Annotated in this window: 16 protein-coding genes and 4 tRNA genes; 8 read left to right on the top strand and 12 right to left on the bottom strand. The window is 27.3% G+C overall.

The annotated features are described in order from the left end of the window. Nucleotides 1-27: 27 nt before the first annotated feature. From KO488_RS00635 to dbpA, 4 genes are all read left to right on the top strand, one after another. Entirely contained in the window at nt 28-666 is a 639-nt protein-coding gene (locus KO488_RS00635) for a hypothetical protein (protein WP_216056832.1), read from the top strand. Continuing rightward, nucleotides 666-1205: a DedA family protein gene (locus tag KO488_RS00630; RefSeq protein WP_216056831.1), complete on the top strand. Its 540-nt coding sequence runs from the start codon at nt 666-668 to the stop codon at nt 1203-1205. The genes KO488_RS00635 and KO488_RS00630 overlap by 1 nt, the downstream gene beginning before the upstream one ends. Nucleotides 1206-1307: 102 nt before the next feature. Then, nucleotides 1308-3011 carry an EAL domain-containing protein gene (locus KO488_RS00625; protein WP_216056830.1) on the top strand — a complete coding sequence of 568 codons (1704 nt, stop codon included), beginning with the start codon at nt 1308-1310 and terminating at the stop codon, nt 3009-3011. 47 nt (nt 3012-3058) lie between these two features. Beyond that, entirely contained in the window at nt 3059-4450 is a 1392-nt protein-coding gene (gene dbpA / locus KO488_RS00620) for an ATP-dependent RNA helicase DbpA (RefSeq protein WP_323134164.1), read from the top strand. 44 nt (nt 4451-4494) lie between these two features. Here dbpA and KO488_RS00615 read toward each other — a convergent pair whose 3' ends face one another. Further along, a complete protein-coding gene (locus KO488_RS00615) occupies nt 4495-5322 on the bottom strand; it encodes a mechanosensitive ion channel family protein (protein WP_216056829.1) in 828 nt (275 codons plus the stop codon). Between the two features lie 66 nt (nt 5323-5388). Between KO488_RS00615 and KO488_RS00610 the strand changes: the two genes are divergently transcribed. The 3 genes from KO488_RS00610 to KO488_RS00600 all read left to right on the top strand — a co-directional run bounded on the left by KO488_RS00610 (nt 5389) and on the right by KO488_RS00600 (nt 6770). Then, a complete protein-coding gene (locus KO488_RS00610; protein ID WP_416276515.1) occupies nt 5389-5706 on the top strand; it encodes a peptidylprolyl isomerase in 318 nt (105 codons plus the stop codon). Nucleotides 5707-5774: 68 nt separating this feature from the next. Continuing rightward, complete coding sequence (locus tag KO488_RS00605; RefSeq protein ID WP_216056827.1) at nt 5775-6158, top strand: thioredoxin family protein; 384 nt, start codon at nt 5775-5777, stop codon at nt 6156-6158. Between the two features lie 9 nt (nt 6159-6167). After that, nucleotides 6168-6770, top strand: coding sequence for a pentapeptide repeat-containing protein (locus tag KO488_RS00600; RefSeq protein ID WP_216056826.1), 603 nt, complete (start codon nt 6168-6170; stop codon nt 6768-6770). Between the two features lie 20 nt (nt 6771-6790). Here KO488_RS00600 and KO488_RS00595 read toward each other — a convergent pair whose 3' ends face one another. From KO488_RS00595 to KO488_RS00580, 4 genes are all read right to left on the bottom strand, one after another. Beyond that, nucleotides 6791-7168 (bottom strand): hypothetical protein, encoded by a 378-nt coding sequence (locus tag KO488_RS00595; protein ID WP_216056825.1) that lies wholly within the window; start codon nt 7166-7168, stop codon nt 6791-6793. Nucleotides 7169-7246: 78 nt separating this feature from the next. Continuing rightward, entirely contained in the window at nt 7247-7885 is a 639-nt protein-coding gene (pdxH, locus tag KO488_RS00590) for a pyridoxamine 5'-phosphate oxidase (RefSeq protein WP_216056824.1), read from the bottom strand. A gap of 18 nt (nt 7886-7903) precedes the next feature. Beyond that, nucleotides 7904-9391, bottom strand: a complete 1488-nt coding sequence (locus KO488_RS00585; RefSeq protein ID WP_228318938.1) for a hypothetical protein — start codon at nt 9389-9391, stop codon at nt 7904-7906. 208 nt (nt 9392-9599) lie between these two features. Next, nucleotides 9600-10976, bottom strand: coding sequence for a PhoH family protein (locus KO488_RS00580; RefSeq protein WP_216056823.1), 1377 nt, complete (start codon nt 10974-10976; stop codon nt 9600-9602). A 98-nt stretch (nt 10977-11074) separates the two neighbouring features. Between KO488_RS00580 and KO488_RS00575 the strand changes: the two genes are divergently transcribed. Further along, nucleotides 11075-11896, top strand: coding sequence for a YitT family protein (locus tag KO488_RS00575; protein WP_228318936.1), 822 nt, complete (start codon nt 11075-11077; stop codon nt 11894-11896). A gap of 36 nt (nt 11897-11932) precedes the next feature. Here the strand turns inward: KO488_RS00575 and KO488_RS00570 are convergent, their stop codons facing one another. From KO488_RS00570 to KO488_RS00540, 7 genes are all read right to left on the bottom strand, one after another. Next, nucleotides 11933-12439: an NADPH-dependent FMN reductase gene (locus KO488_RS00570; RefSeq protein ID WP_216056822.1), complete on the bottom strand. Its 507-nt coding sequence runs from the start codon at nt 12437-12439 to the stop codon at nt 11933-11935. A gap of 137 nt (nt 12440-12576) precedes the next feature. Then, nucleotides 12577-12663: transfer RNA gene (locus tag KO488_RS00565), tRNA-Leu, on the bottom strand. A gap of 41 nt (nt 12664-12704) precedes the next feature. After that, nucleotides 12705-12780: transfer RNA gene (locus KO488_RS00560), tRNA-Phe, on the bottom strand. Between the two features lie 10 nt (nt 12781-12790). Further along, nucleotides 12791-12875 (bottom strand) — tRNA-Tyr (locus tag KO488_RS00555). A gap of 16 nt (nt 12876-12891) precedes the next feature. Further along, nucleotides 12892-12966: transfer RNA gene (locus tag KO488_RS00550), tRNA-Gln, on the bottom strand. A 75-nt stretch (nt 12967-13041) separates the two neighbouring features. After that, entirely contained in the window at nt 13042-13416 is a 375-nt protein-coding gene (locus tag KO488_RS00545) for a hypothetical protein (protein WP_216056821.1), read from the bottom strand. Between the two features lie 13 nt (nt 13417-13429). Next, the gene (locus KO488_RS00540) at nt 13430-14176 is read right to left on the bottom strand and encodes a hypothetical protein (protein WP_216056820.1); all 747 of its coding nucleotides are present in this window, start codon (nt 14174-14176) and stop codon (nt 13430-13432) included. Nucleotides 14177-14229 lie beyond the last annotated feature (53 nt).

Here is a 14229-nt window from a genome sequence, read left to right as displayed (position 1 = left end):
TTAAATTATATCCAGGATTAAACTAAAATGAAAAAAATAAATATAAAAGATATAGAACTTAATATTGATATGATATCACTATTAGAATTAAAAGAAGGAAAATATAAAATTATTATAGATATTAATGGTACTAAATACATAAATGAAGAAGTGCCAAAAAACAAAGCAATTATCTATATAGATGAGAGCTATGAAAGAAAAGAAAATATTAATGATATTAAAGAACTAGCTAAAGATATCTTTGCAAAATATAAACCAGTTATTTCTGGAACAATATGTAAAATTAAGCCTTTAACTAATTGGCAAAAAATCATTGGTATGAACGCACAAAATATGCTTTATTTTGATCATCAAAGTGATGGAGTTGAAATCTTTGAAGATTCTATTTTAGAAGACTATGGTTGGCATGCTAGTGTATTAGAAATAAATTATAGAACTATTAGTGATTTTATAGAAGAAAACTGTGAAGGAACTCTTCTTTGTTATGATAATGAGATACAATTTAATGGCTTTGCCTTAATTGATAATATAGAAGATGCAAGAGCTCAAGTTAAAGAGTTTATTATTGAAAAAACTAAACAAAATATTGCAGAAGGTCTGATTGAATTAGATGATGACGATGTGATTGAAGCATTAGAGTTTTTTGATTTTGAGGCTGCTAAATAATGGAAGAATTGATTAAGGATTGGGGATATATAGCTTTATTCGCATACTCTTTTGGTGGAGGTTTTGTAGGTTTAATTGTTGCAGGAGTTTTATCTTTTGCAGGAGATTTAAACATATATATTTCTATTGCAGTTGCTGCAACTTCAAACTTTTTAGGAGATCAATTTTTATTTTTCCTTGCTAGAAAGAATAAATCTTATGCTAAAGATATGATGAAAAATTATGGAAGAAAAATAGCCTTAGCACATCTTATGATGAGAAAGTATGGTTCTTTGGTTGTATTTATTCAAAAATATGTATATGGTATTAAAACCTTAATTCCTCTTGCAATGGGATTAACAAAATATTCATCTATTAAATTTACTATTTTTAATATATTTGCAACTATTGTTTGGGCAGTTGTTGTTGGATATGGTTCTTATACCGCAGGTGAATATATTTTAAGTGTTGCAGATGATTTTAAATATGTAGGAATTGGTCTTGTACTTGTTATTGCATTAGTTATTTCTTATATGTTCAAAAGAATTGACAAAAAGTAGACAAAATACTTTTTCTTATAATATTAAATATTTAAAAGGATTTAGTAACAAATCATATTATCTTTGTTATAATTGGTTTATTTATAATTGGAGTTTCCTATCTTGCTAAATCCTTTCCCTGATTTTTATAACAAAGGTCTTTATAATTCTATTCTTAACAATATTAGTGAAGGTATTATTATCGTTGATGATAATAGTAGAATTATAGAGATAAATAAAGCATGTGAAGATATTACAGGATATTCTTTTGAAGAAGTAGCTTATAAACATCCAAAAGTTTTTTCTTCAGGTAATTTAAACAAAACAATCTATCATGATCTTAGAAAGCAACTTAGAAAATCTGGTTTTTGGAAGGGAGAACTTTTAAATAGGCATAAAGATGGAAATGTTTATCCTCTTATTATAAAAATTCATAAGTTTTTTAACGAAAAAACGAAAAAACAAAACTATTTTGCTATTTTTACAGATATCTCATCTCAAAAAGAATCTAATACTAATTTACTACATCTAGCATATCATGATTCTTTAACTACTCTGCCTAACAAACTTAAATTAGAAGCACAATTAGAATATGTTTTAAATAATTCAAAAAGAAATGATCTTCAATTTGCTATTTTATTTCTAGATTTAGATGATTTTAAAGTCATTAATGACACTTTAGGTCATGCAAGTGGAGATGAAGTATTAATTTCTTTTGCAAAAAAATTTAAAAGTATAATAAGAACTAATGATATGATAGCACGTGTTGGTGGAGATGAATTTATTGTAGTTTTGAGTGATATTTCTAATTATTTATTTATTGAAAGAGTCTGTGAAAAAATATTAACATTAGTTAATAAGCCTTTTGAAATTGATAATACAAGCTTCAATTTAGGTGTTAGTATTGGAGTGGCAATTTATCCAAATGATGCAGATGAAGTTAAAACACTTATTCATAATGCGGATTCTGCCATGTATCATGCAAAATATAAGGGTAAGAATCATTTTGAGTTTTTTTCCTCTGAAATGACGCAAAACCTTGATTACAAAACAAAAAAAGAGGAAAAATTAAAGAATGCTATTAAAAAGGATGAATTTATAATTCACTTTCATCCAGAAATTGATTTACAAACTAATGAAGTTTTTAGTCTTGAAGTATTAGCAAGATGGGATAAAGGAAATACAAAATTACTAATGCCTGATAATTTTATTCCAGATTTAGATGATTCTAATCAAATTATAGAGTTTGAAAAACTTATATTAAAAAAAGCTTGTGTTCAATTAAAGAATTGGCATGATAATGGAATCTATAATGGAATCATTTCTGTAAATATAAGTGGAAAGCATTTAGAACATGGAGATTTATATGGGTCTATAAAAGCTGCACTAAGAATATCAAATTTAGAAGCAAAATACTTAGAATTAGAATTTAGAGAATCAGATGTGATGAAAATATCTACAAAAACACTTTTTACTCTAAACACTTTATCTTTACTAGGAATTGGACTATCAATTGATAACTTTGGAAAAGGTTTCTCTTCTTTTAATTACTTACGAGAGTGTTCTATTTCAAAAATTAAGATTGATAAATCTTATATTGATTCTTTACTTGATGAAAAATCTGATGAAGTTATTATTAAATCTATAATTGATTTAGGTATTAATATGGGATTATCTGTAATTGCAGAAGGTATTGAATTCCCAGAACAAGACGAAATTATAAAGAAAAATTTATGTACTAAAGTACAAGGATATTTTTATGCGAAACCTATGGATAATATTGAGTTTGAAAATTGGTATAAAAGTTTTAAACAATTAAAATATTAAAAGCTTAATTTTAGGTATAATACTTTAAAAATTATAAAGGCTATTCCATTTCTACTAATATAAATTCAAATGAAAAATTCTCAAAATTAAACCTTTCAAAAGAGTTCTTATCAAACCTTGATTCTTTAGGTTTTGATAAAATGACAGAGATTCAAGAAAAAGCATTACCAGCACTTCTAGAAAAAAAAGATGTGATTGCACAAGCAAAAACAGGTTCTGGAAAAACTGTAGCTTTTTCTATTCCAATAGTTCATAAACTTGATGTTAAAAGATTTAGAATTCAATCAATTGTTTTAGCACCAACACGTGAATTAGCTAATCAAATTGCAATAGAAATTAGAAAACTTTCACGACATATTCATAATGTAAAAGTTCTTACACTTTGTGGTGGAGTTGCATATAGACCTCAAGTAGCATCTTTATTTCATGGAGCACATATTATAGTAGGAACACCAGGAAGAATTTTAAAGCATATTACTGAAGAGAATATTAATCTAAATGAAGTTGATACTTTAGTTCTAGATGAAGCTGATAAAATGTTAGATATGGGTTTTACAGAAGATATTACAAAAATAATTAATGTATTACCTAAAAATAGACAATCATTATTGTTCTCTGCAACTTACCAAGAAAATATTGATAATTTAGCTTCTTTTGTAACTCGTGATCCAATTAGTGTTAAAAATGAAAATGAAGAAAAAACAATAATCGAGCAAAAACTTTATGAAGTTGAAAGTTCTGCTAAAACGGCATTAATTCCTTCTCTAATTTCAACAAATAAAGCAAAATCAGTTTTAATCTTTTGTAATACAAAAATTCAATGTGATGAACTAACTGATAATTTACTTGATTTAGGACTTGATGTTTTAACTCTTCATTCAGATTTAGAACAAAAACAAAGAGATGAAACAATTATCTTTTTCTCAAATAAATCTTATCCTATTTTAATAGCAACAGATGTAGCTTCAAGAGGTTTACATATTGATGATATTGATTTGGTAATCAATTACGATATTGCAAGAGATGTAGAAACACATACTCATAGAATTGGTCGAACTGCACGTGCTGGTAAGGGTGGATTAGCTATATCTTTATATAGCAACTATGAAGATGAAGATAAAATTGAAGATATTAAAGCTTCTTTTGATGATGTTAAGTTCGAGCGTGCAGAATATGTTAGTGATGATTTAGAATATAAAATTGATAGTGATTATAGAACACTGTTTATTAATGGTGGTAAAAAACAAAAAGTACGTGCGGGAGATATTCTTGGAGCTTTAACAGCAGGTGTTGGACTTGCTAAAGATGATATTGGTAAAATTAATTCTTTAGACTTTTGCTCATATGTTGCAGTAAAAAAAGAAGTAGTAAAAAAAGCTTTAGATGGTTTAAGTAACGGTAGAATAAAAGGTAAATACTTTAAAATTTATGAGAAGTAGTAGAACTTAATTACTTAAGCATTTAGGCTTAAGTAATTTAAAGTTTATGATTCTTGATTTATAATATGAACATCTCTTTGAGGGAATGGTATAGAAATATTGTTTGCATCTAGTGCTTTTTTAATATCTTCTCTTACTCCAAAATATACATCCCAATAATCTTCTGTATTACACCAAGGCATAACAAGTAAGTTTACTGAAGAATCAGCTAAAGCATTTACTCCAACTGCACAAGCTGGATCTTTTAATACTTTGTCATTTTTAGCAATTGTATCTAGGATAACTTTTTTAGCTTCATCAATATTACTATCATAAGAAATCCCAACTTCCATATCAACTCTTATTGTTCCATTAGCAGTTACATTTGTAATGGCATTTGATGAAACAGCTGAATTTGGTAAAACAACAGTTTTATTTTGGAAAGTTGTTAATATAGTATTAAAAATTTGAATTTCTTTAACGATTCCTAAATTACCTTGAGATTCAATTAAGTCTCCAATTTTATATGGTCTAAATACTAATAGCAATACTCCTCCTGCAAAGTTTGCAAGTGAACCTTGTAATGCTAAACCAATTGCTAACCCTGCCGCACCAAGTACTGCAACAAATGAAGTTGTTGCAATTCCAACCATAGAAGCAACTGAAATGAAAAGTAAAACTTTTAATCCCCAAGAAGTTAAACTTCTTAAGAATGGTATTAATGTTTTATCCGTTTTTGAAGCGATTAGTGCTTTTCCTAAGATATTTGTAACAACTGAAATAATCCAAAGTCCAATAATTAGTGTAACAATTGCAAGTGCAAGTTTTGGGGCATATTCTAGTGTTTGGTTAATTGCAGTTGATGCATATTCTTCCATATTTAGTTCGTCCATATTTTAATCCTTTGTTTTAATAATATTTTTGATTATACTTAAATTAATGTGCAATAATTGTGAATTATGATAGAATTCCAAAAATTTAATAAAAGGTATAAAATGAAATCAGCATCTGCTAGACACTTATTAGTTGAAAGTGAAGAATTATGTAATGAATTAAAGCAAAAAATTGCAAATGGAGAAAAGTTTGAAGATCTTGCAAAAGAATATTCTCAATGTCCCTCTGGAAAAGATGGTGGAAATTTAGGTAACTTTATGCAAGGACAAATGGTTCCTGAGTTTGATAAAGTTGTATTTAATGATGCTATTAATGTAGTACATGGACCAGTTAAAACTCAGTTTGGATATCACTTACTAGAAACTACTTCAAGAAACGACTAATTTAATATTTAATATTTCTTTTACTTGATTGCTATATAATATAGAATAATTTAAGTAAAAGGAATAATATGAAATTATTACTATTAATTTTAACAGTAACTCTTAGTTTATTTGCTTCTTCAATAAATTTTGAAAAAGATTTACAAACAGCAAAAGAAAAAGCAATAAAAACAGATAAAAAACTCATGATCATGTACTCAACTCCTACTTGCCCAGAGTGTAATTATATGAAAAAGAAGGTATTAAAAGATAAAGAAATAGTATCTTTTGTAAATGAAAACTTTGTATCTGTAATTATGGATATTAATGAAGATGAAAAAATCTTACCATATAAATTTATTGGGATTCCTACTTTTTATTTCTCAGATGCTTCAAATATGAAACTACTTGCGCAAAGAATTGGTGGAACTAGAGAAAAACAATTTCTAGAAATTATCAAAAATATTAAGTAGGAGGTTAGTATGAAATATTTCTTTATTCTAACACTTACCCTTATTTTTTCTTCCTCTTCTTTTGCTTATGAACAAGCAGACTTAGATAAGTTTTTAAAGACAAAAGATTGCCAAGAGTGTGATTTAAGTGGAGCTGATTTAAGTAATAAAGATTTTACAAATGCAAATTTAAGCGGAAGTGACTTAACAAATGCTAATTTAAAAAATAGTATTTTTGTAAAATCCAATATGTGGGGAGTAAATCTTACAAATACAAACTTAATTAATACAAATGTCAGAGCATCAAATTTAACAGGAGCAGATATTATTAATATAAAATGTAATAATACAACATTTAAAGGGGTTACCTTTGCAAATGCTACTTTTGAAAATGTAAAATGTACAAATCTTTCTATTTGGTCTGCTAGATTTTTAGAAACAACATTCGAAAATACAGATTTTGAAAATGCTGGTGGAGCATATGCTAGTTTTACAGATGTTGATTTAAGTGATTTAAATATAAAAGATGCAATATTTTGGAATGCTAAATTTACAGACAGTATTGTAAAAAAAGAAGATTGTATTCATTTAAAAAAAGAAGAAGCTATTTTAAAAAATGTAGAGTGTAATTAAACTAAGGGTGAAGAAACTTATTATATTAGCTCTTCTTCTTCCCCATTTTCTGGAACTTCTTCATCCCAAAGAATAGAAACTCCATACTCTTTATCTGTAATCACATATTTAAAATACTCACCTGTACCTTTTCTTCCATGTAATCTTATTATTGTTTGTCCATCTTGAAGTAACTTTTTCATCTCATATTGACTAAAACTTCTTTTATTCCATTTTAAAAAAGCATTTGAGTAAACTCTAAAAGTACAAGTAGATTCAGCTGTAAAAACAAAAGCTTCACTTTCATCATACTGTTTATTAGCATTTTCACAAGTATATAATTTTATTTTTTTGCCTTGTGTTTCAAACTTTCTAGCGATTACGCTACCTTCACAATATGGGCATTTCCCTAAAATCATAATAATACTCCTTTATTTTATTTAGAGTATTTTATCAACAATTTTGTAATTTTTAAAAAAATATTACAAAATGAAATATTATGGAGCTAGTCTTTTTATACTCCATGAACCTTTTTCATCTTTTTCATAAAGAAATCTATCATGAAGTCTATCTTGTCCACCTTGCCAAAACTCTATTCTTACAGGTTTAATTATATAACCACCCCAAAAGTCTGGAAATGGAACTTCTCCTTTTACAAATTTTCTTTTAATCTCATCAAATTTCTGTTCAAGTAAACTTCTTGAAGTAATAATACTACTTTGATGTGAAACCCAAGCACCTATTTGACTACCTTTTGGACGTGATAAAAAGTACTTTAAAGAATCTTTTGTTGATATTTTTTCAATTGTACCTTCAACTTTTATTTGTCGCTCCATTGGAATCCATGAAAATAGTGACGCTGCATTTGGGTTTTCTTCTATTTGTTTTGCTTTTTTGCTTTTATAATTTGTAAAAAATACAAAGCCTGCTTCATCAAAAGTTTTTAATAATACTGCTCGTACACTTGGCATCATGTCTTTTCCAACGGTTGCAAGCATCATTGCATTTGGTTCGGACATTTGCTCATCAATTGCATCTTGAAACCACTTTTCAAATTGTTTAATTGGGTCTTTATTCAAATCTGGAATATCCAAACTTTTTGTAGTATACTTACCTCTAATATGCGTTATATCCAAAACTCATCCTTCTTTTTATTAATCATCAAAGATATCAAATAAAATATCTTTTAACTCTTTTTTCATCTCTTCATTTAAAATTTTTTTATTTGAATATATATAAAATGGAACTGTATTTAACATAGATTGTTTTAATCTTTTTCTTAAAGTTGAAATTTCATCAATATTTATAAGTTCTCCTCCATCATAAAATGAAAAGTCCTTTGCTATCCCTATATTAAAAGATACTATTTGATATGCAAAATATAAATCTTCTTCTTTATCTTCCCATTTTTGGATAAAATTATTTAGAGTATCTTGTAATTGTTTTGCATTATTTCTTGATATATAACCAAAACTTTCTCTAAACTTATATCTTTCTAAAGTTGTAAATCCTAGCACTTTATAAAACTCATTTAAGTTTTTCCAAGGACTTCTAAACTTTCTTTTTCCAAATAATACTTCTTCAAAAGAATAAAGATATTTTATATCTTCTGTACTTAATACTTCTTTTTCTTTTATTAAAAAATATTCATTTTTAAATAGTGAGATTAGCCAGTTTTCATCAAGCATTGAGATAGTATCTAGCTTTTTTTCTGTGTCTTTATTATCAAAGTTCCAAAGCATTGAAATATTTTCAGATGTTTTTTCACCCATTTTAGGATTTTCAAAATATTTTTTTGCTAAATATTGCACTACATTTTCTAAAAGAGTATCTGTTTTTGCAATACCATGATTATAGATAACTTTTTTATAAAGATTAAATCTCATTTCTAGCATATGTTCAATATCAATTAATGACATATCAAAAAAACTAAGATGGAACTTATCATTTTGTTTTACAAGAACAGCTTGTTTAGTGATTCTTATATGATCACTAGGACCTGTTATATATCCACTTGCTAGCATATCTCTATTTACATAATCTAATCTGTCAGCATCAACTGTACCATCTATTAATTTATGTAAAACAGAAAAGTCAAAATTATGTACTGTTTTTTCTTCTAAAATATACAAACAAAGTTTCTCAATTAGTTTTATATATTTTTTATCAATAGATTTTTTTAGTAAATCATTTAGTTCGTATTTAAACAATAAACTCAATAACTCTTTTCCTATAGCTTCATGTAAAACTTCACTAGCGTTATTTGTTGTTTTTTCATACATATCTTTAAATTCAATCTCTTTTTCTACTAATACTTCTTCATTCTCTTCTTTTTCTTTTATGTCTAAATAAATCTTTTTTAGTGCATTTTCAACTTGATGAGAGAAGGGTAGGTGTCCTACATCATGTAAAAGTCCTACTATTCTAATAGTTTGAAGAATTACTGTATATGCAATTCTATGCGATTTTGATTTTGTAGGTATTGTAAATTGGTATAAAGCTTTATTTTCAAAATAATCAATATCATTTAAATCAATATCTAGTTTTTCTGTTTTTATTATGTCTTTAATTGCATATCTTAATCCTGATAAGAAGTTATTCTTTGTACTTTTATCAGCATTTAAAAGGGAGTTTTTAAACATAAAAGAAGCTAAGTGCATAGTTCCCAAAGAATGAATAAATCTTCTTGTCGTAATTGATGGGTATGAAAAATATGCTAAAGCATTTTGTGTTATAAACTGTAATCTATTTACTATTTTTGTTTGAAGAATCTTATCTTCTAATTTTGTATACTCTATATGATTATATATCGTATCGTTTATTAGTCTATTTTGTATTGTATATCCTTAGTTAATCACTTTTCTTTTCAAAAATACGTTCTGTAAATTGAGCAAACTTACCACGTACTGCTTTATCTAATTCTATTGCAAACATCTTTAATTCTGGATGAGTTTCATTAGTTTGTTTTAAAAGAGTTGTTAGACCATTATTATATTTGTTTAGATATAAATTATCAATTTGTCTATTTGAGCCAATAACAATTGCCATACATGATTCATCTAACCTTGAGAGAATAAGTTGAGTTGTTTTTTCACTAGAGTTTTGCCATTCATCCATTATTACAATTGCACCTGATATAGTTCTTCCTCTAGCTTCTCCGGGCCATAAAGTTTCTATACAGTATTTATTTTGTAAGTCTGAAATTTTCGTTTCAATTGATTGCGGGTTATCTCTATTTTCACTTTTTTTCAACTGTTTTTTTGCAATAAACTCTAAAGTATCTTGAATAGCCATATTATAAATTCTAAATTTTTCATCATTTCCTGATAAATATCCAATATCTTCACCTTTATCTAAAGATTCAATGGAGTTTCTTACATATATAATTTTGTCATAAAATCCTAAATCAATTAATCTCATTGCGCAGACTACTGACATAAGTGTTTTACCACTTCCTGCTTTTGCATCAATAACAAGCAATTCATACATATTTGAAATAATTGCTTTTGTAAAGAGTTTTTGTTTTAAGTTTACAGGTTTTATACTTAAAGCTTTAAAGTCTGTTTCTTTTAAAGTATCAATTTTATCATTGTAAATAACGGCATGTTCGCTATTTCCATCTAGGCTTTGGAAAATATAAGAGAAATTCTCTTTTTCATAATCAACATCTATCTCTTTAATATTTTTTTTATCAAGTGAATTAAAAATTGAAGAATCTAATTCAAACTTTTTCACAAATGCAAATTTGGGTACTGTTGATTTGTCATCATGTAATGTTTCAGTTTTTATACTTTCAAATAAAGCAAAAGTTCTCGCATAAACATCAAGTGATAAAAAAATAGTTTGAGAACCCTTATAGTAATCTCTAGCAATACAAGCAGTTTCAATAATTCTTTTATCATTACTTTCTGATAAATGAAGTTGTTCTATTTGTGTATCATATTTGTCTTTGGAGATAATATCTAGATTCAGCTCTTCATTATAAAGTTTTACAACTTTAAATCCTAATTTATAATCTACTTCTTTTATTTTCATCAAAGCTAAAAGTCTTGCAAATTCTCTTGCGTAATATCCTAATTCATTTGAAAGTTTTTTCTTGTCCTCTAATTCAAGTAAAACAGTCTCAGGTACTACAATATGGTTAGTTTTATTTTGAGAAATCTTATAGAGATTTTGTAAGTTTTGTAAGATGATATTTGTATCTACTACGTATATTTTATCTTTCATAAAAAATTGTAACAAAAAGTGGTTACAAATTGATGACAAATTATTTAATAATTATACAATTGCAGATATACTTCGTTAAATAAATACATAGGAAAGAAATGAAAGATTATTTATATATATTATTAGGTTCAATACTTTTAGCAATTGGGGTAGTTTCTTTTTTACTGCCAAATAACATTATCACAGGTGGATCAGCAGGACTTTCATTACTTTTACATCATTTGTCATCATTTACCATTGGTTCTTTAATGATTATGATAAATTTACCATTAATACTTTTAAGTGTAAAATATTTTGGAAAAAATTATGCAATTAAAACAATAATAACTATTATTTTAATATCTGTTTTTATTGATATTGCAAATGAGTTCTTAAATTTAAATGCAGCTACAGATGAAACAATATTAGCAGCAATCTTTGGGGGTATTTGTATAGGACTTGGATTAGGATTTGTAATAAAAGGAAAATCCTCTGCAGGTGGTAGTACAATCATAGCTTCAATAGTTGCATCAAAAACTCACTATAAAGCATCAGAAATCATACTTTTAATAGATGCTATTATTATTGCTTTATCTATTTATGTTTTTAATGATATTGAAAAAGCTTTATGGAGTATTTTAAGTATTTATATTACATCAAGAGTTATTGATGTGATTTTAACAGGTCGAGTATCTAAAAAAGTTGTTTATATTGTAAGTAATGAAGTTGAAAAAGTTTCAGAACAAATCATTAAAAGATTAGGTGATGATGGAACTATTTTAAATGGTTCTGGTTTACATAAAGAAGAAAATAAAACAATGATTTTAATTGTAGTTGAAATTTCAAAAATACAAGTATTAAAAGATATTATAAAAGAGTACGACCCTGAATCTTTTTTAGTTATTACAGATGCTTCAGAATTATTAGGGCGAGGTAATTAAACGCAAGGAGTGTTTTCCTTACGTTTAGATCAGTAATTATTTAGATAATTTCATTAATTGCTTAATCATTCCAACAGCTGCTTCTTCATTTAACTGTTTTTCATAAGTAGTTAAAAGCTCTCTAGCTAAGATATTAGCTCCTAAATGTTGAAATTGAATTCTCATTGCTTGAAGACCTTTAGCTCCTCCACCACCACTATGAGTTGCAAGACCAACGATTTTATCATTAAATGCATCTCTCCAGTCTTTTGTAGCTCTTGAAGTCCATGCCATTGCATTATTTAAAACAGGTGGCATAACACCATTGTATTCAGGTGCAACAATGATAAATGCTTTTAAGTCAAGTATTTTTGTTGCTAAGTCTAATACTACCTCAGGTATACCATTTTCTTCTTCTTCAATTGTACTGTATAATGGTAATCTTAAATCTACTAAATTAATTAATTCTACTTCACAATTTTGTTCTTTAGCTAGTTCTTCAAGTCTTAATCCTAATTTTTGATTATTGTTTGAACTTGCTACTAATATTCCAATTTTTGACATTAATTTATTCCTTAATATAATATATAATTTTGTAATTATATCCAAGCAATACTTGAGTTTGTCAGTAATAAATAGTAATAAAAAAGAAATATTGAAAATGTTTGATTTTGATAGTAGATTTAAGATTAACAACACAGTGGTGCGAATGGTCGGAATCGAACCGACACTCCGAAACCGGAATTGGATTTTAAGTCCAACGCGTCTACCTATTCCGCCACACTCGCACTTTTGGTAGTTAATTCATATGTGTTATTAATAATAAAAATGGTGGCTCGAGACAGAATCGAACTGTCGACACAAGGATTTTCAATCCTTTGCTCTACCGACTGAGCTATCGCGCCACACATAAAGTGGTGGGAAGAGAAGGACTCGAACCTTCGAAGCCGTAGGCGGCGGATTTACAATCCGCAGGATTTGACCACTCTCCAACCTTCCCGTTGAAAAATACTTAATGGATGGGGTAGAAGGATTCGAACCTTCGAATGCTAGCACCAAAAGCTAGTGCCTTACCACTTGGCGATACCCCAATCGTTTAAGTGGCAGAATTATAGTTACTTTATCTTTAAAGTTAGCTAAAATTTCTGCCTACTTAAATAAAAAATTTAAAATTTATAGGCAAGCTTGATTTGAGATGATTTATTTTCTTTGCTATGAGCTATAAATATACTTGTATTGTTATTTAAGTAGTTTGAAAAAACTGCTCCACTTAAAGCCCCTAGTATATTAAAAACCATATCTTCATTAGAAAAGTCATCATCTGTTAGTTCTTTTGCAAGTCCAGGTAATGAAGCTATTGCAGTCGCGTATGATATTTTTTCAATATCATCAAACTGTTGATAGTTTTTATGTAAAAGTGTTTCACTAGCAACTCCAAAAATTGCAGAAAACCCAAAGTGTTTAATTGAATTAGAATCTGCTGCATTTAAACTAAGTGTACTTAATATTGTAATTGCCCCAAGTGTTTTAATAAGTTTCATAAATATTCCTTTTCTATTCGTATGGTGTTGGAACAGGTGGAAACTGCTCAAATGATTTTTTTATAGCAGCACTAATTGTTCTTTTTACTTTTGGATTTTGTAAGGGGTGAGAAAATTGGAAATAATCAATTGCACCTTGTTCTGTTTTTTCTCTTTTGTATACAAAAGCAATTTTTTTACCAAGTTTAATACTATTGTCATAAAGTGTTTTTGCATATTCACTAATATTTGGGAACTCTTTAGAGTTGATTTTATCTCCCCATGCAAAAAATACAAACTTTCCACTTGGAATTAAGTTTGCTGCATCTAAATACATAATTTCTCTTTCAAACTCAGTATTTTGAGCTGAATTATAAATTTCTAAATCTTCATTAAATTTAAGCAGTAGTGACTGTGCATCAATATGTTCTTCATTTAGATTAAATAAATTTCTAATCTCCACTATTTTTCCAGCACATGATTCTTTCATTGCCTGTTTAAAAATAGTAATATATGTTTCTGCTTTTAATTCAACCATATCTCCAAAACTATCAAAATCTTGATCTAATAAATAGTTGTTTGAATCATATCCTACAGGTGTTACTACTGGATTATATAAAAAAAGAGTACCTATAATATTTTTCTTTCTTTCTTTTGCTGATTTAATTTTTGCTTTTAATTCTTTAGGTGTTATTGTTTCGTCTTCTGCACCAAAGTACATGTAACTTGATGTTACAAAGATTTCTTCATATTTAGTTTCAATTGTTCCAAAATACTGCATAAAATTCCTTCATTATTTCTAGGTAGATATTATCTAATCTTACTATATAGTTT

This window comes from Poseidonibacter lekithochrous, assembly GCF_018861145.1.
Classification (GTDB): Bacteria; Campylobacterota; Campylobacteria; order Campylobacterales; family Arcobacteraceae; genus Poseidonibacter; species Poseidonibacter lekithochrous_A.
Note: the sequence above shows the minus strand (reverse complement) of the source record. Positions and strands in the feature narration are given on the sequence as shown.